Genomic DNA, 23,239 nt, shown 5'->3' with positions numbered 1-23,239 from the left:
TCATATAGGTTTTAGATTCCAATTACAAACTCCGTAATCTTCCGATGTTCCTCCTCCAATGAAATTTCAGGGAACTCTTGGTTCGCCCTTCGGTACCAATATCCCGCATTGTATTCATCACCTTCTTTTCGGTGCAGATAGGCATGGATCCAGCTTCCGATATCATTGTGTAGTTCTTGGGCGATATCATGGGAAGCTTTCCAATCACCTTTGGCATCGTACCAAAGGGATTTTAGCGCTTCCGGCCAGGCGGAATCCGGTTTTTTATGTAGTAGCGTACTTTTAAAATCCTCGTAGTTCTTTTGATCGGGCATCATTTTCAGTTTTCGTGTTCTTTCTTTTCCAAAATTACCTAAATTCGATGGGTTAATCCGTATCCATGACGCTTACAAGGTTCGAAAAAATAGTACGCTGGCCGCCCCTACCCTATTTGGTGGCATTGTCGTTTACATTGATTATTCTCGGCATCCACATGCTGCCGAATATGGATAGTATGCTGAACGAGAACAACACGCGTATCTCCCACGGATTTTTAAAATCGCAGATTGATTATCACCAAGAGATTGCTCCCTTTGCCCGAAGGCCGCTTACCAGTTTTCTTATCGAGAGTGTCACGGGTAAATTCGGACTGCGATCCGGACACGCCTTTATTTTAATCAATTTTACACTTTTGTTCCTCAGCGGATTGGTACTTTTCAAGTTATCAAAAACTCTAAAAGCCAGTACCGAACAGGCCTTGGCCAATATATGTGCCTATTTTTTATCCTTTTCCGTACTGTTTGCCTTTTTTCCGCCGGTTTTTAGCTATGACGAGCCGTTGCAATACTGTTTTATTTTACTGGCTCTTATCGCTTTCGTTCAAAAAAAATGGGCCTGGTACGTGCCTTATTTTACGCTGGCTTTGATTTCGAGGGAAACGAGTATGTTAGTACTGCCGGCTTTGTTATTCTTTATGCCGGGGCTGAGAAAATTAAATGAAAATTTGTTTTCCAAAGAACACCTAAGACTATGCATTCCGATTTTGCTTCCTCTACTCTTCTATAGTATCTATCTAGCACTTTTTATTTACACCCATGACCAGCTGAAAGCGACCCAAATCGAAATGGCCAGTCGCTACTCCTGTTTCCTTGAAAATTTTGAGAGTGCCAAGAACACTGTTGAAACTTGGACATCCGTTTTTCTGGCCTTGGCCCCGTTTTTGTATTTGGTCGCCGTGCAAATGCGAAGAAAACAGGCCCTCGCCTCCCCAAAGAAATGGGTCGGCGCCTTTCTGATCACCGTAATAATCAACACACCTATCGTTATTCTGACCGCCTTCGCACGGGAAACGCGATTGTTCGCACTACCTCTATTCTTTATATGGCCCGTGTTTTTCCAATTATTCGGACAGGAAATCAAACTTATATTTTCATTTGGACTTTATTCGAAGGTATTTAAAAGAGGATCCTATCTACTTGCCTTTATGGCCTTAAATTCAGTAAACTTTTGGTTCTGTTTTCAGTGGTATCCTGAATTGGGCCTCGGGCAAAATACGTTTTTTGGGGAGTACTTATTTTTACTAATTGCACTGATGGTACTTCATGGAATGCTGTATCATTTTGTAGAAAAAAATCCCGAAAGAGATTTGAATTTTAAATTCCCATCCCCAAATCCATCCTAGAATCGTCGCGTACGTAGCTTATACCATATACTCCATTTTTTTTCTTCAATTTATGACTCGTATTAAAATCTTTAGTATATTAGTTAAATAAATCATAAAATAATCAATCATGAGAGGACTTCTTTGGCTTGTAGCCGTAATCTGTATTGTAGTTTGGCTTTTGGGGATGTTGGGTGTTGTGCCTGGACTGGGCACCAATAGCCTAATCCATATTCTAATTGTTATTGCGGTTGTGATAATACTTTACAACATCATTTCTGGGCGTAAACCGCTTTAAGAGCATGTTTTAAGGATTCTTGGACAATTTTTTTACGGAAAGTCGATTCCATGGGGTCGACTTTCCTATTTTGGAATGTTTAATTTCTGCTATTTTTAGAGAATAAATCAAAAAAGGATGAAGAATCCATTCTTTGTTGCGGTATTCTATTTTGCATTTCTTTCAGGACTCAATGCCCAAAATCAGCTGCCTTCCATATCGCGAAACTGACGTTCGCTTCTTACTCAGCTAATCCCATAAGACCTAATTTTTTCAACCTAATCCTGCATGGGGGAGTCGACCATTTTCATAAATTCTCCCTCAGAAATGATCGGTATGCCAAGACTTTCGGCCTTTGTACGTTTGCTCGGACCCATATTATCACCAGCGACGAGATATGCGGTTTTTGAGGATATACTCGACCCGACCTTGCCCCCATTGTTCTCGATCATTTTTTTTAGTTCGTCACGGCTTAGGCTTTTAAAGACTCCCGACACCACGATGGTCAACCCTTTGAAGGTATCTGTTTGGTTTTCCATCTGTTTTTCGGACAAAGAGAACTGTATGCCGTAGCCTTTTAAACGGGATATGATATCGCGATTCGCCTCGTTTTGGAAAAACTCCGTTACCGAGTTGGCGATACGTTCCCCGATTTCGTTTACGGCGGTCAGTTCTTCTTCCGAAGCGGACATCAGGGCATCAATATTCTTATAGGCCCTAGCCAGCTTTTTAGCCACCGTTTCGCCTACAAAGCGGATGCCCAATGCAAAAAGTACCCGTTCAAAGGGAATCTTTACCGATTCCGCTATTCCTTTGACCAAATTCGCTGCTGATTTTTCGGCCATCCGGTCCAACGGAAGAATCTGTTCCTTGGTCAATGTATACAGGTCGGCGTAATTTTTTAGCAATCCCTCTTTAAACAACAACTCTACGGTCTCCCCACCTATACCTTCGATGTCCATTGCCTTTCGGGATATATAATGTTGGATGCGTCCTGTAATCTGAGGCGGACAACCGTAAAAATTGGGGCAATAATGTTTGGCATCGCCCTCGGTGCGTTCCAATTGGGTGCTACATTCAGGGCAATGGTCAATATATAGGGTTGGCTTCGAATCTTGGGGTCGTTTCGAAAAATCGACTCCGATAATTTTAGGAATGATTTCCCCACCCTTCTCTACAAAGACCGTATCCCCCTCACGGATATCGAACTTGGCAATCTGATCGGCGTTGTGCAGAGAGGCCCTTTTCACAGTGGTACCCGCCAACAATACTGGCGCGAGATTAGCTACAGGAGTAATAGCTCCGGTACGACCCACCTGATAGGTAATCTCGTTCAGTAATGTGGTAACCTGTTCCGTCTTGAATTTATATGCCATTGCCCATCGGGGAGATTTTGAAGTGAATCCCAGTTCATCCTGATGTTGAATACTATTTACCTTCACCACTACCCCATCGGTCTCATAAGGCAAATCGTGCCGGTTATTGTCCCAATAATTCACGAAGGCCATGACCTCGGATGTCGACTTGCACAATTTGGCGGCCGTGGGTACTTTGAAGCCCCATTCCCTCGCTTTTTCCAGCATTTGCCATTGGGATGTTATTCCCGTGTTTTGACCTACAATCCCGTAAAGCAAGCAATCGAGCGGGCGTTGCGCCACCACGGCGCTGTCTTGTAACTTCAAACTGCCGGCGGCGGTATTCCGTGGATTCATATAGGGTTCTTCCCCATTTTCTATCCGATCGGCGTTCATTTTTGCAAATCCTTCGAACGGAAGCACTATTTCGCCGCGAATATCAAATTTATCCGGATAATCGCCCTTTAAACGCAACGGGACCGATTTAATGGTCTTTACGTTAGTAGTGACGGCATCGCCTTGAAAGCCATCGCCTCGTGTTAGCGCCTGCACAAGTTCACCCTTTTCGTAGGTAAGGCTTATCGACGCGCCATCGTATTTCAGTTCGCAGGTAAATTCCACTTCGGCATCACCCAAAATACGTTGGATCCGTTTTTCCCAATCCTCTAAATCCTCTTTGGAATACGAATTGTCAAGAGAATACATGCGGTAATTGTGTACTACGGTCTCGAAATTTTTGGTCACCATACCCCCGACCCGTAAAGTCGGCGAGGTCAGATCTTGAAATTCCGGATACTGTTCTTCCAGCTTCTGCAATTCCTTCAATTTCATGTCGAAATCGTAATCGGAAATTATCGGGTTGTCAAGCACATAATAATTATGGTTGTGCTCACGAAGTTCTTTTCGCAAAGATTCTATGTTCTCTTTATTGGTCATGGTCAAAAATAATGGCTTTAGGGGTAAAGATGTGCAGGTCACCATTTAAAAATATAAAATTCAAGAATATTGACTTCACATTTGGTCTTTTTGAATCCATTTGGGCAAGGGCAGGGGTTTATACGTGTCCATTTTTTGTAGCAGTCCGTTTACGGAATCGTCGACCAAAAGCATCTCGTAGTTCTCGTTTTTCAAGAATCCCTGAGACACCATCTTTTCGAGCATTTTTAGCAAGTCGTTATAAAATCCGTTTATGTTCAAAATTCCGATCGGTTTTTGATGCAGTCCCAGTTGCGCCCAGGTAATCATCTCAAAGAGTTCTTCTAAAGTGCCGTACCCGCCTGGCAGTGCAATGATGCCCTCGGAAAGCTCGTACATTTTCAGTTTACGTTCGTGCATATTCTTGGTGATGATTAATTCCGCCAAGCCGTTATGATAGACCTCACGGAGCATCAAAAAATCGGGAATCACACCGATAACATTTCCGCCATAATCTAAACAGCCTTGCGCCACTTTACCCATTACGCCGATTTTGGCGGCACCGTAAATTAAGGTAATTTGCCGTTCGGCCAAGGTCTTTCCCAGTCGGGCCGCATACTCCAAAATATCAGGGTCGTTGCCTTCGCTGCTGCCACAGAATACTACTATGCTTTTCATTTAAATTATTTTATTGAGAACTTTCTGAATCAGGGAATATTCGTTTTCACGCAAGGAAGTTCCATTTTCAAATCAATCCAACTTCAAATTGACACCTTTCATCATCCTAAAATTCCCGAACATATCTTTTCGTAGCTCGATTTCCGATAAATTATGTTTTCTGAGAAGGTGTTCGGTTTCTTTTGCTAGATACTGGTTGATTTCTAGATACAAACTTCCGTTTTTTTTCAGCTTTTTGCTGGCAAAAGTGGCGATGGCTTCATAGAATTTTAAGGGATTCTCATCGGAAACGAATAAGGCAAGTCCCGGTTCATGGTCGATGACATTTTTATGCATATCCTTTTTCTCCTGTTCCCGTACATATGGGGGATTGGAGACCATAATGTCATATTCTATGGTTGAATCTTCACTATTTACGGCTGAAGTTTCAATGTCTAAAATATCAATTTCAACGAAGGTGACGTCAACATCGTTTGCTTTTGCGTTACTTCTTGCAGTATGAAGCGCCCCGAGTGAAACATCCAATGCATGTACTTCATAATTTGGGAGATTTTTAGCCAAAGAAACAGCAATACAACCACTACCGGTGCCTATATCTAAAATGGTGCTCCTTTTGCTTCGTACCGGGCTCTTAATTGGGTCTAACTCTTCAATAATCCATCGTACCAGTTCTTCGGTTTCCGGCCTTGGAATAAGCACAGTACCATCGACCGAAAAATCCATATCCATAAAATGGGACTTCCCGATGATGTATTGTATAGGGCGATGTAATCGCAGTTGCGCCAAGGCTTCGAAAAGGGGTTGTTCTTCTTTCTTGTTTATGGTCAAATTCGGTTGCAAAGCCAACACGAAACGCTCCAGACCCAAATAATGCTCGATGAGCAAATAGAAAAAGCTGTCGACCTCTGCCTTGTCATAACTTCCGTCGAGTTCTTTGTGAAAGATGTTCTTTATTTCTTTTAGCAGCATATCTTTTGTGTTGACAGCAACAGTCGGCCGCGCAAGGTTCAAGCTTGACCATGCAAGCTTCACCACCACCTACCGATAAAACAGGTTTCGAAATTGGTATTTTCACCTAAGTCTTGAACAGCTACGAAACGGCGGTCAAACCTTGAATTTTTGCTACCTACGGCCCCTGTCATTGAACACTTTTAAGCATCCAAACCGGACACGAAAAATGGCCGGTATTTCCCATGGGGGCATCGATATATTCAAATCCTGATTTTGTATACAACTTTTGGGCGGCCTTCATGTACGGCATCGTTTCGATATATACTTTTTCGTATCCGTATTTCCTTGCCCTATCCAGACAAACTTGCATCATATCTTTGCCTATGCCCCTTCCTCGCGCTTGCTCCAAAAAATACATCTTTTGCAGCTCGCAGACATTGCCCTGGTAATTTTCAAGTTGGGCGATGCCCGCGCACCCCAGAATTTTTCCTTCTTGGACGGCCAAAAAATAATCGGCGCGCGGCACATCGTAGTTTTCATACATGTGGTCCAAGGCCTTGTCGGCATAGGCCGTACCTACCCTTGGAACGCCTATTTCAACTAGGACCTTTCTGATCACCTGGGCCACTTCGGCATTGTCTTCCGGTCTGATCTCGCGAATGACAGGGGTGCTGGATTCCATAAATTAATATCCTATTTTTGCGCTGTGAATATACGGCAAAAATATATGTCAAGGGCCATTGAAATCGCTCGAAACGGATTGGGTCCTGCGGCACCGAACCCTATGGTGGGGGCAGTACTAGTTCACGACGGGCAACTAATCGGCGAGGGTTTTACGAGTCCCTATGGCGGTCCGCATGCCGAGGTGAATGCTATCGGTTCGGTAGCCGATAAGGCACTCTTGAAAAAAGCTACCTTATATGTGACCTTGGAGCCCTGTTCTCATTTTGGGAAAACTCCGCCTTGCGCCGATCTGATTATCAAACATAAAATTCCGTCTGTAGTTGTCGGACTCTTGGATCCGCACGAGAAAGTAGCCGGCCAAGGTATTGCAAAACTTCGGAATGCAGGTGTTGACGTCATTACGGGAATACTGGAATCCGAGTGTCGCGATCACCATAAGCGTTTTTTGACATTTCACGAAAAAAAACGCCCCTATATCGTTTTGAAATGGGCCGAAACTGCGGATGGTTTTATAGCTCCAGATACAACGGAACGCAATGAAAATCCGGAACCCTATTGGATCAGCAATTCATATTCCCGACAATTGACACATAAATGGCGGAGCGAGGAACAGGCGATTTTGGTGGGTACGAATACGGTATTGGAAGATAATCCGAAACTGGATGTACGGCAATGGACAGGAAAAAATCCGCTTAGGGTCGTACTAGACCGGAAATTAAGGATAAATGGGGATTACCATGTGTTAGATGGCAGCAATCCCACCCTGATCCTCACCGAAATCGCAGAGGCTTCGCGCTATTATGAAGGCATCGACTATCGGATATTGGATTTTTCTAAGGATGTAATATCGCAAATTTGCAGTATCCTTCATGAAATCAACATCTTGAGCGTTCTGGTCGAAGGGGGCGCACAGACTCTTCAAAGTTTTATCGATGCCGGTCTATGGGATGAAGCCCGCATTTTTACAGGAACATCCTCCTTTAAAAAAGGAATAGCCGCACCCCACTTATCCGGAAAAATAGTAGCTTCTACACCTATCGGTTTGGAAACTTTAAAAATCCATTACAATGATTAAAAACATCATCTTCGATTTTGGCGACGTCTTTATCAATCTTGATAAACAGGTTATCTACCGGGAAATGGTAAAATTCGGGGGTACCGCCGAACCTACTCCTGAAATCATAACGCTCAATGATACTTATGAGGTCGGTGGTATTTCTTCGGAGGAGTTTATCGAAAATCTGGGCCAAGTATATCCCCGAGCCAAATCTGAGGAAATTACACACATATGGAACAGCATGTTACTGGATTTTCCAGATGAGCGCCTAGAATTCATAGAGGCTTTGGCTGAAGAAGGCCACTATCGCCTATTTCTATTGAGCAATACCAATGCCCTCCACATTCCACATGTAGAAGATATCATGGGCAGCGAAAAGTTCCATCGATTCAAGAATTCCTTTGAAAAGTTCTATCTGTCCCACGAAATCAACTTAAGAAAGCCCAACCTCGAAATTTATGAGTTCGTTCTCAATGAAAACGGATTAAAGGCCGAAGAGACGTTCTTTATCGACGACACCCGGGAAAATACGGAAGCCGCTGAAAAATTGGGTATCCATTGTTGGAATCTACAGGTAGGTAAAGAGGATATCGTACAACTAAAATCCAAATTATAGCGTGATCTATTTGGCTCTGAGCGTTTTATCGTCCTCATTCATTTTTGTTGTATTCAAGCTGTTTACTCGATTCAAAGTCGAGACGCTTTTCGCCATTGTCGTTAATTATGTGGTGGCCTGCGCTGCGGGACTGTTTTTTTATAAGGGGGATGTTTCCCTTTCCGAAATTCCCGGAAAATCATGGTTTTTTGCAACCGTGGCATTAGGCTTACTTTTTATTCTGGTATTCAATCTCATGGCCACAACAGCGCAAAAAGTGGGTGTCTCGGTGGCATCGGTCGCTACAAAAATGTCATTGGTTATTCCCGTAATTTTTGGGGTTAGCGTATATCACGAAGAACTGGGGCCTTTGAAAGTTGTTGGAATCGTTTTAGCCTTGGCCGCCGTCTATTTTGCATCCGCCAAAGATACATCCGTCAACTTGCAAAAAACTTCCTTTCTACTGCCTTTATCGGTATTTTTGGGATCTGGCATTATCGACACAAGTATCAAGTATATTCAGGAATTCCATATTAGGGAAGACGACTATCCCATTTTCTCGGCGACCGTGTTTGCCGCTGCGGCCATGTCTGGTATTCTATTTATCGGCTTTAAATCGTCTAAAAAGCGAGTTAAAATTAATTTCCGGAATATTTTGGGAGGTATTGCCCTAGGGGTTCCCAACTATTTTTCAATCTACTTTTTGCTCAAGGCACTGCAACAAGATAGCTTAAACAGCGCCTCTGTTTTTACGATCAACAATGTGGCTATCGTCATGTTCTCTACCCTTTTGGGTATCGTGCTTTTTAAAGAGCATATCAGCGCCAAAAACTGGGGCGGCATCGGGCTGGCGGTCATAAGTATTTTATTAGTCGCCTTTTTCTGATGGATATCACTTCTGATACATATACATTGAATGATGCCGACGAGGTACCGCAATTTTTTGATGGTATTTAGGGAATAGAAATATAGGACACCTCTACATTTTGATTTTGTCCAAAACATAATCCGGACATTTGACCGGACGTTTGGTATGCTTGTCCAAAAACGCCAAAACGGTATTAGCTTCCGCTAACAATTCCTGCTTTTCATTGTAAATTTTATAGTTGAATTCAATCTTGACCAGTGGCGTTCTTTTGAGCTGGGTTTCAACGGTAATAAGATCGTCATACAGGGCTGATTTTTTAAAATTTATATGTAAAGAAACGACAGGCAGCATAATACCACTTTCTTCCATACTTTTGTAAGAAATTCCGAACCTCCTCAACCACTCGATTCTTCCCATCTCCAAGTATTGCGCATAGTTGCCATGATAGACGACACCCATCTGATCGGTCTCTGCATATCGCACACGGAAAGAAATTTTGTTAAAATTCATCTAGTATCGGTTTAAAATCCTATATTTAAAAGATATGGATATAGGGTCTTCGAACATGGTGAAAAAAAAGGGTAAAATCAATAGACTTTCGATTTTTTTTTTAGCTTTTTTGTTCACATATTTGCCCATCCAAGAAAGTAAGTCTCCTCCGACGGATTTCGACCAACTGACGTTTTTTCTAACCGATAAATAAGTAAATTTTAACATGGGTGCGACTGCAAATTCCGTATGGAACAACTGTTTGGTATTTATCAACGACAACATTCAACCGCAGGCATTCAAAACTTGGTTCGAACCCATAAAACCCGTCAAGCTTTGCGACAGTGCTTTGAGCATTCAGGTACCCAGTAAGTTTTTTTACGAATGGCTCGAAGAGCATTACGTAAAACTTTTAAAGGTGGCCCTGACGAAAGAGCTCGGGGATACGGCGAAATTGGTGTATATCATCCGTATGGAAAACACCTACGGCAATAAAGAACCTTTTACCGAAAAAATACCCAGCTCTAACCGCGGGAATATGGGCGCCCAAGAAATGGATGTTCCCATAAAATCTAAAAACCCGCAGCTGAAGAATCCCTTCGTGATTCCGGGTATCCGCAATATCAAGATCGAATCACAATTAAATCCCAACTATAATTTCGATAATTTTCTGGAAGGCGATTCGAACCGTTTGGCGCGATCAGCCGGTATGGCTGTGGCCAACAAACCGGGCGGTACCTCGTTCAATCCGTTACTGGTATTCGGTGGTGTCGGTCTTGGCAAGACCCATCTGGCCCATGCCATAGGAGTCGAAATCAAAGACAAGTATCCAGAACGCACCGTACTCTATATTTCTGCCGAGAAGTTTACCCAACAATATATCGAATCGGTCAAGAAAAACACCCGAAACGATTTTATCCACTTTTATCAGTTGATCGATGTGCTGATCATCGATGATGTACAGTTCCTTTCCGGGAAGTCGGGTACACAAGATGTATTTTTTCATATTTTCAACCATTTGCACCAAAACGGAAAGCAGGTCATCTTGACATCCGACAAGGCCCCCGTCGACATGCAGGATATCGAGCAACGGCTATTGTCCCGATTCAAATGGGGGCTTTCCGCCGAATTGCAGAATCCCGATTACGAGACCCGGGTGTCCATTCTGAAAAATAAGCTATACCGCGACGGAGTTGAAATGCCCGATGATATTATTGATTATGTGGCCAAAAATATCAAGACCAACATTCGTGAACTTGAGGGTGCCGTTATTTCACTGATCGCCCAGTCTTCGTTCAACAAAAAGGAGGTTACCCTTGAACTCGCCCAGCAGGTCGTTGAAAAATTCGTCAAGAATACCAAGCGCGAGGTATCGATAGAATATATTCAAAAAGTGGTCTCCGACTATTTCGAAATGGATGTGGCCACCCTACAATCTAAAACTCGCAAAAGACATATTGTACAGGCACGCCAATTGGCCATGTTCTTTGCCAAAAAACTCACTAAGGCCTCGTTGGCCAGTATCGGTTCACAAATCGGAAAACGCGACCACGCCACGGTATTGCACGCCTGTAAGACCGTCGATAACCTGGCCGAGACCGATAAGCAGTTTCGTAAATACATTGAAGATCTTCGTAAGAAGTTGTCATGATCACGGATAATCGCCTATCTACGAACGATAAAACATATAAAATTTGGCTTAGAAATTGAAGAGGCATTAAAAATTCAAAGTTCAATCCCTACTTCGTTGCTGTTCAAGGTAAAGATTACATTGAACATACTGCAAGGCGCACTCACCTTACTGGACTAATAGATTTGTACTTTAAATTCTTGGTCTACAATTTTCATCGGCAATTTTAACCTTTTATTTATTGGGTTTGCCCTTTTAAACGCCTCTTTATTCCTTCCATTGACCTATTAAAGTCAAAAAGATCTTTTTATGAGATATAAAGTGTTAATGGTATGTCTTGGAAATATCTGTCGGTCGCCTTTGGCCGAAGGTATTCTCAAAAGCAAAGTTAATCCCGAAGCCGTTTTTGTCGATTCAGCAGGCACGGGCGGTTTTCACGTCGGAAATGCTCCCGACCCCCGTTCCATTGCCGTTGCCCGGAAATATGGACTAAACATCGAAAAGCAGCGTTGTAGAAAGTTTCAAGTGCCGGACTTCCAGAAATTCGACGTAATTTATGTCATGGATAAAACAAACTACGATAATATCGTTGCCTTGGCTCAAAACAATACCGATATCCAAAAGGTAAAATTACTTTTGGAGGAAGTCGATTTGCCTGAAAAACAAGTCCCCGATCCATATTATGATGAAGAGGATGGCTTTGAGCATGTGTACCACCTTATTGATCAGGCCTGCGATGCAATCGTAAAAAAAATATAACCGAACCTAATTCATGGCAAAGAAAATTAATGGTACTGGAAAACTGTATTTGATACCCGTTACCTTGGGCGACACCGCACCCTTGGAGGTTTTACCCATTTCCATTAAAAAGGCCATCGAACGCATTGACTATTATATTGTTGAAAACGAAAAGTCCGCGCGTCGTTTCATCAAAAAAATAAGCTCGGGAAAGTCCCAATCCGCCCTTCATATATCGGTCTTGAATAAGTTTACGGAAGCACAGGAAATTCCTAGTTTTTTGACGCCCGGTTCCCAAGGCCATGACATCGGTATCATTTCCGAGGCCGGCTGTCCCGGTATTGCCGATCCAGGTGCCGACGTAGTGCGGATTGCTCACGAAAAAGGCATTCAGGTTGTTCCCTTAGTCGGCCCTTCTTCGATAATCTTGGCATTAATGGCAAGTGGAATGAACGGACAGAATTTTGCCTTTAACGGCTATCTGCCCATCGATACGGCCGAGCGAAAGTCAGCTATCAAGCGTTTGGAGAAAATTTCACGGGATTCGGGCCAAACCCAACTTTTCATAGAAACCCCCTACCGCAATGACAAGCTGTTGGCGGAACTCATTAAAGTGCTGCATCCGAACACCCGATTATGCGTGGCTTGCGATATTACACTTCCTTCTGAATACATTGCCACCAAATCTGTTACAGATTGGAAAATGACCAAAGTCGAACTTCACAAACGACCGGCAATTTTCATTGTTCAAGGATAGAAGGTGAACAACACTTCCTCAAAGGACTTTAAGATTACTTCAAACTAATTTTCAGTAGTTCGTTCGTAGTCTCAAGGTCGGCAAGACCTCAAATTTTTAGAATATCCAAATCGCATCAGTTTTGGTATACTGATACTGTACACCATCTCAAAACGGGCTCTAAATTGGGCCATCCCACATAAATCCTACTTTAAAAATGAAGTGGAACCTTTCAAAAGGTACATTTTTACGTGCTTTATACATTTTTATTGTCTAGTTATACAAAACCATATGGTACGGCCTAGAATATTTTAGAGATTGCAATCATTGAACATCAAAGTTTTCCCTCCATTATACTTCTTACATCCCTCCGGCTTACTTTTCAAGTAAAATCCCCCACCTAGTTTTTTTAAAGTCTAAGTAATTCAGTCGTGGTACTGTTCAAATTTACTTTACCCTATTTTAATATTCTATATATCGCTTTAACACTTATTGAAATGAAAAATATTGTAATCATCGGAGCTTCAGGTCACGGGAGTGTGATTCTGGATTGTATTGAAAAGGAAGGTAAATTCAACGTTATGGGATTCATAGATTCCTTTAAGGAAAAAGGAGGAAAACAAAACGGATACGAACTACTGGGAAGCGAGCACGACCTTCCGTACTTGATTGACATGTTCAATTTGCATGGCGGTATTGTGGCCATTGGTGACAACTGGACTAGAAAGAACGTTGTGGAGAGAATCTCTGAGATAGCCCCAAACTTCAAGTTTATTACATCGATCCATCCAAAAGCCGTAATCGGGAAGGATGTACAAATCGGAAAAGGCACCGTAATCATGCCCGGAGCCATCGTAAATGCCAATTCTAGACTGGGAGATTTTTGCGTTTTGAATACGAATGCAACACTTGGGCACGACAGTTTTATGGATAATTTTTCCAGCATGGCATCCGGTGTCACTGCTGGAGGCTGTTTTTATCTCGGAAAATTTTCCGCGGTTTGTTTGGGGGCCAATATCATAGAGAATATTAGGGTTATGGACCATACAGTTATCGGTGCGGGTTCTCTTGTAATAAAAGATGTTAGGGGAAGTGAGGTAGCCTATGGATCCCCCGCGCATAAAGTGAGAAAAAGGAAAGCTGGCGAACGCTATCTCAGCGGGGGTAAGCGCAAGACTCCCAAGTTGTCATTAGTAGCCCGCAACATGTGACCCATCGTTTCCATGCGGGGAAGCTTTTTGTTCCATCATACCTTATGTATTTGCAGTAAATATGTGTCAAATATACTTTTGTAGCTACGCTAATGTTCCTTACGAATTATTGATTGCTTTACCCTGAAAACCAAAATATTAATCTGGAAAGTTTGTAAAAAATATGCAGTTCATCGTCATTTATTTGTTGTTCGAAGATTAATTTAAAATATATCAAAAAATAGAGATATTTTTATTGAAAATCCCTCTTCATTTTATTTTATTTTCCCCCGAAAAAATACCTGCTTTGCAGGCAATCATTTTCTTTTTTCTTAGTCTGAGTGCAAACTCTGGCCGCGATTTGTTTTGGTTATGTAATCCTTTTGTCCATCGGTATTAATCACCAATCGGCATTTTTCCCCTATATCTCCCCCAATGGATAAGGCTTTAAAAACCTTTTGACAAGGCGATATATTTTAATAAGAAGCTTATGAAATCAGTACCATTACTACTTTTAGCAATGTGCCTAATAAGCACTCAGATGGGGGCCCAAAACGCGCATACCCATGCCAATGCCGCTTCTATTGAAAATGAGGCCAACTCCGTAACAGGTTGGTCGGGCGGAGCCGTAATTTCTTCGGATGCCTCAGAGTCGCAACACGGAAGTTTTTCTATAAGAGCAGTTTCAACCGCTTCGAACGGTCGTACTTTGACGTATACCTACAATGCGCAGATCGGGGTACAATATACCATTCGCATTTGGGCAAAAGAAGGGCCACAGGTTTCCAATCCCGCAGCTCCAGCTTTTGCCGTATGGTCCGGAATGACCGGATTTACGACCACTTTGATCCGTGGAACCGATTGGGCGGAGTATGTGTTCAATGTCACGGCTACCTCGACTTCACCTCTGATAAGAATTTATACGAGCAATGCAGCCACGAGTTCCACGGCAGGAAACACCATCTTTATAGATAACGTATCCATACTGCGAGTGAACTCCGATTCCGCGCCGCCGAGCGCGGTCACGACGCTGGCGGCCACCGGCACGACCGCCACGGGAACGCAGCTCTCCTGGTCGGCCTCCACCGACAATATCGGTGTCACCGGCTACCAAGTGTTTCGGAACGGGACGCAAATAGGGACCCCGGTGGGCACTGCCTATACGGTCACCGGTCTTACGCAGAGCACCTCATACGCATTCACAGTAAGGGCGGTCGACGCCGCGGGCAATGTCTCCGCCGCCGGTAATACGGTCAACGTCACCACCACACAGGGCACTGACTCCGCGCCGCCGAGTGCGGTCACGACGCTGACGGCCACCGGCACGACCGCCACGGGAACGCAGCTCTCCTGGTCGGCCTCCACCGACAATATCGGTGTCACCGGCTACCAAGTGTTTCGGAACGGGACGCAAATAGGGACTCCGGTGGGCACTGCCTATACGGTCACCGGTCTTACACAGAGCACCTCATACGCATTCACAGTAAGGGCGGTCGACGCCGCGGGCAACGTCTCCGCCGCCGGTAATACGGTCAACGTCACCACTCAAGGATCCGGCGGAATAGTAGATTACACTTCCCAAAATGCAAATTTGGCCTCGGTCGATTGGCAAGCCAGAAATGTATTCGCCGCCCAAACTTTGGGTATAGGGACTACCGATACGCAGGGTTATGCATTGGCCGTCGCCGGAAATGTTTTGGCGGAGAGCGTTAAAATAGCATTACAGACGAATTGGCCCGATTATGTATTTGATAAAGATTACAGCCTTTATTCACTGGAAGAAGTGGAAAGATTTATAATCGAAAAAGGGTATTTACCGGGTTTGCCCAGCGCAGATGAAGTCAAGGACAACGGAATTGATGTGGGAGAAATGAATGCCCTACTATTAAAGAAAATAGAGGAGATTACTTTATATGTAATACAGCAAGATAAGAAAATAAAGGAACTTGAGAAAAAGGGCAAGAGGCTTGAGTTCTTTCACGTAACCCCAGAACAAAGAAAAAGGAATAAAAGCACTTATTAGTCTCAAGGCAAACCACAATTCTACTCCTATGAAATATTACGTGTTTTTTGTATTGGCCTTTCTTGCATTTGAGATTCATGCCCAAAGCATCCGTAAGAATTATCAAGAAATGACAGTTGCGGAAAAAAGCGCGCTCGTCAATGCGTTTTACCAATTACGAACAGGCCCGGATTTAATCAGTGACCTTGCCAATTTTCATAGTGATAATTTTAATTTTGGAATTTCACCCCAACCGGACATTCATTTTAACTTGCCCGATGAGCCTGAACGTCAAATTTTCTTTGCCTGGCACAGAATGCAGATGTTAGAGCTAGAACGGGCCATGCAAGCTATCGACCCGAATATCAGTATTCCGTGGTGGGATTCTTCGACAGATCAATCTCCAACGTCACCTCTATGGGCCCCCGATTTTATGGGCCAATTTAATACCGCCTGGGCGTTGAACAGGAACTTGGGAGGAAATGGCCCATTGCCAACCCCTACCGTAATTTCGACAGTACAGAATACAGGCGATTTCCTCGTATATTCCAATGATATGGAACGAGGAGCTACACATAGGGGTGCCCATGTTTGGACGGGTGGGGCGATGAGTACGCCACTTTCCCCTAGAGACCCTATTTTTTATCTTCACCATACCTATATCGATAAACTTTGGGCGGATTGGGAACACCTACATCAAGGGGAATCTTCCTTTATAATTAGTTCCATGCTACGATATGATGGCACGTATGTTTTTGACGGCTCAACCCTCCCATCTGTAGATCCGAATGACCTGATTACCAGCAACACCCTAGGCGTCTTTTATGCAGAAAATCAAATGGCAGAATTGTTTGGGTACACCGTGAACAATGCGTACAATCCCGTAGAAAGTTTTTATTATCAATATACCATCGAAGTGGGTAATGGTTTTATGGTGCCTTCCGGTGCCAACTGTAAAATAGAATCTGTCAATGAGATAAGGCTTGTTCCTGGTTTTGAAACGGCTGCCGGTGCCTTATTTGTGGGTAGTATAGACACTGACAACGATATTTTACCCAAAGCACTACTCTTAAATACTGGAATTGCAAGAAGTCAGAACCCATTTGAATACGATGCGGCAATTTTGGATGTAAACGCCTATGATCTGGTGGAATTTATGGTTAACAACATAGCCATAACCTATTCACCCAATCCGTTTACAGATATTATTGGAATACAAATGGATAAGAGAATCCGTACTTCTACCGTACTAATGTATAACCTGTCGGGGAAAATCGTAGCATCAAAATCTTTTAATAATAAAGCCTATTTAGAAATGGATAACGTAACCGATTTACCAATTGGGTTCTATGTCATTGAAGTGATCGCCGATGGGGAAACGGTACTGAGAGAAAAAGTGATCAAGAAATAATATGAAATTTAGAATAATCTCTTGCTATTTTCAGCTTTTGGGCCAAGCTGTGTACGAGGCAACATATATTTCTCCATAAACAAGCCTTTGTTTCTAAAAATAGACTGGTTGTCAATATCCCGAATTGGAAGAAGTACATCCTTTGACGCAAATACAATAGGGAATCATCATTTTCGGATTACCCGAAACATCTTGTACTTCCAGTTCAAACTGCCTTAAAAATTCCCTACGCAATGCGGTAGAAGCAGCTCCTTTATGCGCTGCGCCCATGACCATACTATGAATCCAGATATATACGTCATATCTGTATTGTGCCCCGGCCATATTGGCGGCGGCAGGCCTTGCACTCGTAGTATCGGCCTTTAGGGCCAAAACCGCATTAACGTAAGCGGCTTTCTCCGCTGTGCTCATTTTACTAATGTTCTTTCTAATGTTTATATCTATATTTTTTATGTATCACCGAGGATTTTTTAAGCATTGAGACTCGCAGCCGGTTTAGGCCCGATAACCTAATCCGTTGTACACCGGGCCTTAGTTTTTGTCATGCACCGATAACGCCAATACTAATATTTAACAGTCTTGAAAAAGTTTCAGGTTCGCCTTCGTTCGCGGGCGCATTTTCCATGTTTCCATGCTCGTGGTTATTTTTCTCATTAGGGGCGTTGGGGATATAGGTACCTTCTACATAAATACCGAAATGATAGGTACCCGGCACCTCAGTGTCTTTCACATGAACATGCAAAGGCCCGCCCTCATGGCTTACTACTTTAACCTCGCTATCCTTGATAAATTCCAGTCCTTCTTTTTCTTTTTCTAAGTGGCCTAGTATAAGGGCTATATCAAGTTCGGATTTACATTTTCCATCTTTCTTCCCGTCATTCTCCCGCTTTGGATGTTCGATTTTTTTTAGTATAATGTCCACTTTATCCTTGGGCAATAGTTTTTGAATATCAAAACCTGGTGCGACCATTCGGGCAAATCCGCTTAATTGGTTTACTCCGCCTATCATGGCTTGCATGTTTACCATAATATTCAGTTCCTCTCCTGATTTGATTACCAAGCTCTTGGGGTCAAGTGTTACTTTCAGATTGGTGCGCGAATAGATGTTCACCGTAATATTGCAGGCATCGTTGTCGTTTCTATTGGAACTCAAGGCCCGCATATCCAACCCATGTTGGCTCTTGGTAAAAATATTCCTGACGGCCGTCCTTTTTTTGGGCTGGGCAAGGAGACGCGAATACCGATGGCCCCTTATAGGTCCGGCTGCAACGGGGAACATCAATTCCCCCAGCATCTGCATCACCATTCCGTCTATATTTTTGGCTTTGTAGGCGATCATGAGCTCCCATTTTCCGACCCAGCAATGCTTTGCGGTATTCCCCCGTTGCACCACTACCGTCAAACGCCCATCGGAGCGCTTGGCAGTAACATGGGGGGAAGGACAGCAATGATGGCAAGATTCCCCGTGTCCATGCGCCATATCATCTCCATAGAGCACATACCCATTGGGGCCATGCAACATAAATTTCCAATTTCTGTCCTCAAAATCCATTCCCTGGGCGGTTATAAAAAAGGAATCCTCGGCAGAGGTGGCATCAAAATAAAGATGGGTATGCTCCCCGGCAAAAAGTTCGATGACGGGATCAAAAATAGTCGTAAAGCCAATAGCTGCAGCTAATGAATTCGAAAAGAACTTATCGATGGTACCGGCATTTTCCCCGTGGAATATCTGCTGTGAACCCAATATTTGCCCCTTGTTCCTCATCGTCTCCAAGGTAGTATAACTTACATCGGCCCCGGTACCGAAACCCATCGCAAAGATGGCCGTTCTGCTAAAACTGCCGTTTGGGATGGAGTTCATGGGAGACCCGGAGGTTCGTACGCCATCGGTCAACATGGCCAGATAGCGCCGTTCATCGCCGGGGTCGCCGCCGAATGGGGTTTCCACCAGGGTATTTTGCACATCCTGAAGCGCATCGGCCAAGGGCGTGCTCCCCCCAGGGGTTACCGAGGCAATATTAGAATCAAAAATCGATTTGCTAAAACTGCTTCCTGTTTTAATCAGTCCATAATCCGGAGCACCAAAGACGGAGTCAAAATCATTAGCGATTAAACTCCGAAAAGTCTTTACACCGGCCGTCAAATAGATTTCGCCACTGGCCTGGGCGGTTTCGGCATCCTGTAAAAATGCGGACACTCCTCTTTTGGCGGCTTCCCATTTGGTGACATCAGCATCGGTAACGACCATGGGATCGGGCGTAAGGCCGGTCATGCTGCCGGTACGGTCAAGCCCTATGCCCATTATGGGAATGGTATCGTAGGTATAATCGAATTCGTTTCGGAAATCGAGGGTGTTTGCGTTCGTTTTTGCACCAGGCCCCGTTACCCAAGAAGGCATGGGCACGGAACCCGCAATGGCCGCATTGGTACCATACCCGGCCGCACCCCCCATCCAAGGGTACATTAAGTCGTTTCTACGGTGGTGCTGAAAGCCCCCTGCATTGGGATATTCGTTCATGTGACCGTCCGTTTGCCACATGGCCCAAAGCCGATCTACATTGGCGTGCACCAGATAAAAAAACGGGTCGAAAGGAGATGCCTGAAGAATCTGCATATGTCCCCCGATCCATTTATGCATATCGTTGTGCAATCGATGTCCCGAGGCTATTCCTGCACCCGCTTCCAAGGCGCCTTGAAAGTCCGGGAAGTTGGCCTTGGCAAGGGCCTGCTGTATATCGGCAGGAGAAGGCAGCGGTGTGGCTGCGGCGGCCCCTGTACTGCGTTTAAGCCCCCCACGGGCGTTTGTAGGAAATATATTGCTCAAGGTCCACCCGTCGAGCGATGCCGGCCACCAGCCGGGAGAAGTAGTGGTGTTCGGACCCGTGCCGGGCCTATTCACCGCAAAATAGCCCTGTTGTACCCGACCCCCTGTCGTTCCGTCAGGGCCCATAAAGGTATTGGTCATGATACTGGTGGGATCGGTCCAATCCCAATAGGGTACAGTTACACCAGCAACTTTGGTTTGCAGCTGCTGTTCCATATGGAACAAAAAATAACGATGCCAGCTCAAAAACGAGTACGCCCCCATACCGCCATGACCAAAATTAACGGTCGGGGATCCCGGCGCAAATGCCTCTTGAATCATCCAATGTACTGCAGCAAATTCGTCCCATTTACTATATCGTAGGCTCGCCAGGGCTCCCGGATTTACGATATCGGCCTTAAGCAAAACGCAGGCCCTCACAAAATTTTCCCTTTCGGAAGGAGTTAAAAACTTGGCGTTCTTTCTTGTTCCCATGATGTTTTTTTTTGGGTTTATGATTTTTCTTTGGGGGAACAATTGAGTTGGGGAATCCTAATCTTCAATATATTATGAAATAACCAGTTAAGATTCATTTGAGGATGAAAGAACCATAGTTCCCGTACGCCCAAGAATTTTAAATCCTGTGGCAATACAGGCAACTAACCATGGGACCTTGTTTTAGGAAACAATTCGAATTAAAAATCGTTATATTTTCTAATTTCCTTCACGCCTGCAATCGCGATGGTTCCTCTACTAAGTTACTGCGCCATTTGTTGATGACAAATTTCCGTTTGCCAGAAGAGAGCAACGGAATATCCTCTACGAAATCCAGCAGGATCTCTGCGTCCGTTCCCAGATGTTTCTTGAACTCACTAAGAATGTTCTTACCGCTATTGAACTCAGGTGATACGTTCAATTTGATCAAATACTTTTTTTCGCCTTCCTGAATAAACTGATACTGTTTTATATGCGGATATTTTAAAATATGGTATACCACGTAGGGTGACATCATTTCACCGTCGGTATCATATATCATATCCAATTTTCGCCCTTCCACCCTATCCAAGACGGGATACTCCATACCATTTTTAATACGGTAGTCCATCTGACCCAGATCACCGGTATCATATCTGATCATAGGCATACACTGGTTATATAGATCGGTAATTACGATTCGGCCACGCTCGCCGGGTGCAGCGGGCTCATCGGTATCCATATCCAATACTTCAACAAAATAACTGGCCCAGTTGATATGAAATTCATTACCAGTTAAGAATTGCTGAGCCAAGATTCCGTTTTCTACATTGGCATATCTTGAGACAACGGGAACGCCCAAATGCTTTTCAATACCTTTTTTTGTATCCTCTTTTAAAGTCTCGGAAATAGCAATTATGGAATTTATCCGCTCAATCGATGGTGCCGTATCGGAACTATCTAAAAAGATTTTCATTTCATCCAAGACCGAAGCATAGCATAAGATTCCCTTTGGGGTCGTGTCTTTTGACATTGTGTCGAAAAGGTGGTGCAAATCTTCATGGGATAATCGTGATACCGGATGCATATGCACGTTTTTTCTCCAGACCATCCAAGGGTTCGATGTATTGTATTGGTCCCAATGCCTAATGTAGTAAGATTTATGGCCTATCTCAAAACCAGCTTTTCGGTTAAAATAGGTAACGTCGGCCGAATGCCTGTCCCTCTTATTCTTGTCGTGGAATATTCTAAATGGGGTGCCGGTAGAACCGCTGGTGTAGACAGCATAATTTTTTTGATCCCTAAATATCGAAGACTTAAAATCATCGTAATGATCACGGATCATATTTTTGTTTATGACCGGAAAGTCGTTCAACGAGGAGAAGTTCGTAAACCTTTTATAAAAAGGAGTGGTATTTACCGCATGTTTCAAAAGTTTGCCAAGACATTCGGCCCTTTTCTTTTTTGATTCAATCGAATCAAAATTTTCCAGAATATTCTTGACATCCTTGTAGTGGGTCTTGATCTTGCTTCCCTTTAAAACGTCCAATGACCAAAACAATTTTTTCCTGAAAGTTTGTAGCATTTTCCCCGCTTTTGAATTAATTGAGATTACATAACTTCATTGGGGGCTTTTTTTACACAAGTTCTAAACAAGTAACCGATGAGCACTTCTTGCAAAATTCTAAATTATTGAACTGGAACATCAAGTCATATTCACCAACTACTTAATGTCATTACTATTGATAAAAATAACAAATAAATTAGGATCGACCGGATGAATTGTGTGAATGGTAAGTTTTACGGGATGAACTGCCTATTTTTATTTTTAAAGTCTACCAGTCCAATTTAAAAAATAAACCCCGATGTTGCCGTCGGGGCCTATCCCATCTTCATATGTACTAAAAATTGTACTGTTGCAACGAAATAGCCAAGTGCTAGAATCCGGTAAGGTAACTGAGCTTGTTTCCTGAGCCTCGTCGAAGGATTTGGAAGGGCAGCTGTGGAAGTTTTACCATACTAGTAGGTACACTTAAACCTTCGGATTGCGTTTCATAGCTATGTGTGATACATCGTATCCCGAAAACTTTTTCATGTAGTTAGCAATGTTGGTCCCGTAGCTGTCCGAAACGTCGAAGGCACCCCATGAACGCAGGTATCTTTTTACGTTACCGGCACCGGCCAAGTGGGCCGCAGCGAGCATACCGGATTCCGTAATCTCGATACCGCCGATAGTTGCACCGACGAAACGTTCGATATCCTTTCTGAGAATCCATTTGTTACGGGCTATGTTCGTGTGAAAAGCCTGTTCCTGCAAAATAGGATCGTTCAAAAAAAGTGTGGCATTGTAAACACCCATAAGCTGTAAGGTGCCTATACCAAATTGGTATTTGCCCAAGTACCCCAAGGTGTTGATCGTAAAGTAATTACCTCGAGACTCTTTAAAGGCCAAGGCTTCTTTAAAACCGATGTACGAGCTGCCCAAAAAGGGCGGAGCCATTAACATCTTAGCATTCAAGGTTTTGTTTTTGGGGAACAAAACCGCAGTAGGTTTGTTGACTTTAAGGGTTTCGGGCACTTTAACCTCTTCTTTTGGTTTGAACGCAAAACTCAATAAAATACTGGTAATGATCAGGGGAATCGAAACTCGAATCCACTTTCTCATATGTTGCTTTTCCTAAGACTTACGAAATTAAAGGTTCGCTTAGATTACTGGGGACAAAGATAAAGGCGTTTATATCCTATTT

At 43.6% G+C, this 23,239-nt stretch carries 21 protein-coding genes; 11 read left to right on the top strand and 10 right to left on the bottom strand.

Annotated features, from left to right (window positions below; translation table 11 throughout):
* Window positions 1-11 precede the first annotated feature (11 nt).
* Window positions 12-317 carry a hypothetical protein gene (locus tag BLT07_RS13770; RefSeq protein ID WP_091869762.1) on the bottom strand — a complete coding sequence of 102 codons (306 nt, stop codon included), beginning with the start codon at window positions 315-317 and terminating at the stop codon, window positions 12-14.
* A gap of 62 nt (window positions 318-379) precedes the next feature.
* On the opposite strand from BLT07_RS13770, the gene BLT07_RS13765 reads away from it, so the two are divergent.
* Window positions 380-1,660: a hypothetical protein gene (locus BLT07_RS13765; RefSeq protein WP_091869759.1), complete on the top strand. Its 1,281-nt coding sequence runs from the start codon at window positions 380-382 to the stop codon at window positions 1,658-1,660.
* A 109-nt stretch (window positions 1,661-1,769) separates the two neighbouring features.
* On the top strand, window positions 1,770-1,937 hold the full coding sequence (locus BLT07_RS20775) for a lmo0937 family membrane protein (RefSeq protein ID WP_139205145.1): 168 nt from the start codon (window positions 1,770-1,772) through the stop codon (window positions 1,935-1,937).
* 257 nt (window positions 1,938-2,194) lie between these two features.
* Here the strand turns inward: BLT07_RS20775 and ligA are convergent, their stop codons facing one another.
* The 4 genes from ligA to BLT07_RS13745 all read right to left on the bottom strand — a co-directional run bounded on the left by ligA (window position 2,195) and on the right by BLT07_RS13745 (window position 6,497).
* Window positions 2,195-4,207 (bottom strand): NAD-dependent DNA ligase LigA, encoded by a 2,013-nt coding sequence (gene ligA, locus BLT07_RS13760; RefSeq protein ID WP_091869756.1) that lies wholly within the window; start codon window positions 4,205-4,207, stop codon window positions 2,195-2,197.
* 75 nt (window positions 4,208-4,282) lie between these two features.
* Window positions 4,283-4,864, bottom strand: coding sequence for an LOG family protein (locus BLT07_RS13755; protein WP_091869753.1), 582 nt, complete (start codon window positions 4,862-4,864; stop codon window positions 4,283-4,285).
* 72 nt (window positions 4,865-4,936) lie between these two features.
* Window positions 4,937-5,833: a peptide chain release factor N(5)-glutamine methyltransferase gene (prmC, locus tag BLT07_RS13750; protein WP_091869750.1), complete on the bottom strand. Its 897-nt coding sequence runs from the start codon at window positions 5,831-5,833 to the stop codon at window positions 4,937-4,939.
* Window positions 5,834-6,002: 169 nt separating this feature from the next.
* The gene (locus BLT07_RS13745; RefSeq protein WP_091869744.1) at window positions 6,003-6,497 is read right to left on the bottom strand and encodes a GNAT family N-acetyltransferase; all 495 of its coding nucleotides are present in this window, start codon (window positions 6,495-6,497) and stop codon (window positions 6,003-6,005) included.
* A gap of 45 nt (window positions 6,498-6,542) precedes the next feature.
* On the opposite strand from BLT07_RS13745, the gene ribD reads away from it, so the two are divergent.
* The 3 genes from ribD to BLT07_RS13730 are packed head-to-tail and all read left to right on the top strand — an operon-like array spanning window position 6,543 to window position 9,037.
* On the top strand, window positions 6,543-7,574 hold the full coding sequence (gene ribD, locus BLT07_RS13740; RefSeq protein WP_245726546.1) for a bifunctional diaminohydroxyphosphoribosylaminopyrimidine deaminase/5-amino-6-(5-phosphoribosylamino)uracil reductase RibD: 1,032 nt from the start codon (window positions 6,543-6,545) through the stop codon (window positions 7,572-7,574).
* A complete protein-coding gene (locus BLT07_RS13735) occupies window positions 7,567-8,172 on the top strand; it encodes an HAD family hydrolase (protein WP_091869739.1) in 606 nt (201 codons plus the stop codon). Before ribD ends, BLT07_RS13735 begins: the two co-directional genes overlap by 8 nt.
* Before the next feature lies 1 nt (window position 8,173).
* Window positions 8,174-9,037, top strand: coding sequence for a DMT family transporter (locus tag BLT07_RS13730; RefSeq protein WP_091869736.1), 864 nt, complete (start codon window positions 8,174-8,176; stop codon window positions 9,035-9,037).
* A 93-nt stretch (window positions 9,038-9,130) separates the two neighbouring features.
* On the opposite strand, the gene BLT07_RS13725 is transcribed toward BLT07_RS13730, so the two are convergent.
* On the bottom strand, window positions 9,131-9,529 hold the full coding sequence (locus BLT07_RS13725) for an acyl-CoA thioesterase (protein WP_091869732.1): 399 nt from the start codon (window positions 9,527-9,529) through the stop codon (window positions 9,131-9,133).
* 205 nt (window positions 9,530-9,734) lie between these two features.
* Between BLT07_RS13725 and dnaA the strand changes: the two genes are divergently transcribed.
* The 6 genes from dnaA (at window position 9,735) to BLT07_RS13690 (ending at window position 17,215) form a co-directional block, all read left to right on the top strand.
* Entirely contained in the window at window positions 9,735-11,159 is a 1,425-nt protein-coding gene (dnaA, locus tag BLT07_RS13715; protein WP_091869726.1) for a chromosomal replication initiator protein DnaA, read from the top strand.
* A 288-nt stretch (window positions 11,160-11,447) separates the two neighbouring features.
* Complete coding sequence (locus BLT07_RS13710; protein ID WP_091869723.1) at window positions 11,448-11,897, top strand: low molecular weight protein-tyrosine-phosphatase; 450 nt, start codon at window positions 11,448-11,450, stop codon at window positions 11,895-11,897.
* A 13-nt stretch (window positions 11,898-11,910) separates the two neighbouring features.
* Window positions 11,911-12,633, top strand: coding sequence for an SAM-dependent methyltransferase (locus tag BLT07_RS13705; RefSeq protein ID WP_091869720.1), 723 nt, complete (start codon window positions 11,911-11,913; stop codon window positions 12,631-12,633).
* A gap of 476 nt (window positions 12,634-13,109) precedes the next feature.
* Window positions 13,110-13,823 carry an acetyltransferase gene (locus tag BLT07_RS13700; RefSeq protein ID WP_091869938.1) on the top strand — a complete coding sequence of 238 codons (714 nt, stop codon included), beginning with the start codon at window positions 13,110-13,112 and terminating at the stop codon, window positions 13,821-13,823.
* 469 nt (window positions 13,824-14,292) lie between these two features.
* Window positions 14,293-15,825: a fibronectin type III domain-containing protein gene (locus BLT07_RS13695; RefSeq protein WP_217633320.1), complete on the top strand. Its 1,533-nt coding sequence runs from the start codon at window positions 14,293-14,295 to the stop codon at window positions 15,823-15,825.
* Between the two features lie 28 nt (window positions 15,826-15,853).
* Window positions 15,854-17,215 (top strand): tyrosinase family protein, encoded by a 1,362-nt coding sequence (locus tag BLT07_RS13690; protein ID WP_091869717.1) that lies wholly within the window; start codon window positions 15,854-15,856, stop codon window positions 17,213-17,215.
* Window positions 17,216-17,326: 111 nt separating this feature from the next.
* On the opposite strand, the gene BLT07_RS13685 is transcribed toward BLT07_RS13690, so the two are convergent.
* The 4 genes from BLT07_RS13685 to BLT07_RS13670 all read right to left on the bottom strand — a co-directional run bounded on the left by BLT07_RS13685 (window position 17,327) and on the right by BLT07_RS13670 (window position 23,157).
* Window positions 17,327-17,626 (bottom strand): hypothetical protein, encoded by a 300-nt coding sequence (locus BLT07_RS13685; protein WP_091869714.1) that lies wholly within the window; start codon window positions 17,624-17,626, stop codon window positions 17,327-17,329.
* 130 nt (window positions 17,627-17,756) lie between these two features.
* Window positions 17,757-20,513 carry a tyrosinase family protein gene (locus BLT07_RS13680; RefSeq protein WP_091869711.1) on the bottom strand — a complete coding sequence of 919 codons (2,757 nt, stop codon included), beginning with the start codon at window positions 20,511-20,513 and terminating at the stop codon, window positions 17,757-17,759.
* A gap of 229 nt (window positions 20,514-20,742) precedes the next feature.
* Window positions 20,743-22,077 carry a phenylacetate--CoA ligase family protein gene (locus BLT07_RS13675; RefSeq protein ID WP_091869708.1) on the bottom strand — a complete coding sequence of 445 codons (1,335 nt, stop codon included), beginning with the start codon at window positions 22,075-22,077 and terminating at the stop codon, window positions 20,743-20,745.
* A gap of 447 nt (window positions 22,078-22,524) precedes the next feature.
* A complete protein-coding gene (locus tag BLT07_RS13670) occupies window positions 22,525-23,157 on the bottom strand; it encodes a hypothetical protein (RefSeq protein ID WP_091869705.1) in 633 nt (210 codons plus the stop codon).
* Between the last annotated feature and the right edge of the window lie 82 nt (window positions 23,158-23,239).

This window comes from Pricia antarctica (assembly GCF_900101815.1).
Taxonomy (GTDB): domain Bacteria; phylum Bacteroidota; class Bacteroidia; order Flavobacteriales; family Flavobacteriaceae; genus Pricia; species Pricia antarctica.
This window is presented reverse-complemented; position numbering and strand designations above follow the sequence as displayed.

Coding starts and splice junctions, on each gene's coding strand:
- BLT07_RS13735 (WP_091869739.1), top strand. CDS start 7,567: ATGATTAAAAACATCATCTTCGATTTTGGCGACGTCTTTATCAATCTT.
- ligA (WP_091869756.1), bottom strand. CDS start 4,207: ATGACCAATAAAGAGAACATAGAATCTTTGCGAAAAGAACTTCGTGAG.
- BLT07_RS13710 (WP_091869723.1), top strand. CDS start 11,448: ATGAGATATAAAGTGTTAATGGTATGTCTTGGAAATATCTGTCGGTCG.
- ribD (WP_245726546.1), top strand. CDS start 6,543: ATGTCAAGGGCCATTGAAATCGCTCGAAACGGATTGGGTCCTGCGGCA.
- BLT07_RS13680 (WP_091869711.1), bottom strand. CDS start 20,513: ATGGGAACAAGAAAGAACGCCAAGTTTTTAACTCCTTCCGAAAGGGAA.
- BLT07_RS13770 (WP_091869762.1), bottom strand. CDS start 317: ATGATGCCCGATCAAAAGAACTACGAGGATTTTAAAAGTACGCTACTA.
- BLT07_RS13675 (WP_091869708.1), bottom strand. CDS start 22,077: ATGCTACAAACTTTCAGGAAAAAATTGTTTTGGTCATTGGACGTTTTA.
- BLT07_RS13755 (WP_091869753.1), bottom strand. CDS start 4,864: ATGAAAAGCATAGTAGTATTCTGTGGCAGCAGCGAAGGCAACGACCCT.
- BLT07_RS13705 (WP_091869720.1), top strand. CDS start 11,911: ATGGCAAAGAAAATTAATGGTACTGGAAAACTGTATTTGATACCCGTT.
- BLT07_RS13700 (WP_091869938.1), top strand. CDS start 13,110: ATGAAAAATATTGTAATCATCGGAGCTTCAGGTCACGGGAGTGTGATT.
- prmC (WP_091869750.1), bottom strand. CDS start 5,833: ATGCTGCTAAAAGAAATAAAGAACATCTTTCACAAAGAACTCGACGGA.
- BLT07_RS13765 (WP_091869759.1), top strand. CDS start 380: ATGACGCTTACAAGGTTCGAAAAAATAGTACGCTGGCCGCCCCTACCC.
- BLT07_RS20775 (WP_139205145.1), top strand. CDS start 1,770: ATGAGAGGACTTCTTTGGCTTGTAGCCGTAATCTGTATTGTAGTTTGG.
- BLT07_RS13745 (WP_091869744.1), bottom strand. CDS start 6,497: ATGGAATCCAGCACCCCTGTCATTCGCGAGATCAGACCGGAAGACAAT.
- BLT07_RS13725 (WP_091869732.1), bottom strand. CDS start 9,529: ATGAATTTTAACAAAATTTCTTTCCGTGTGCGATATGCAGAGACCGAT.
- dnaA (WP_091869726.1), top strand. CDS start 9,735: ATGGGTGCGACTGCAAATTCCGTATGGAACAACTGTTTGGTATTTATC.
- BLT07_RS13695 (WP_217633320.1), top strand. CDS start 14,293: ATGAAATCAGTACCATTACTACTTTTAGCAATGTGCCTAATAAGCACT.
- BLT07_RS13685 (WP_091869714.1), bottom strand. CDS start 17,626: ATGAGCACAGCGGAGAAAGCCGCTTACGTTAATGCGGTTTTGGCCCTA.
- BLT07_RS13690 (WP_091869717.1), top strand. CDS start 15,854: ATGAAATATTACGTGTTTTTTGTATTGGCCTTTCTTGCATTTGAGATT.
- BLT07_RS13670 (WP_091869705.1), bottom strand. CDS start 23,157: ATGAGAAAGTGGATTCGAGTTTCGATTCCCCTGATCATTACCAGTATT.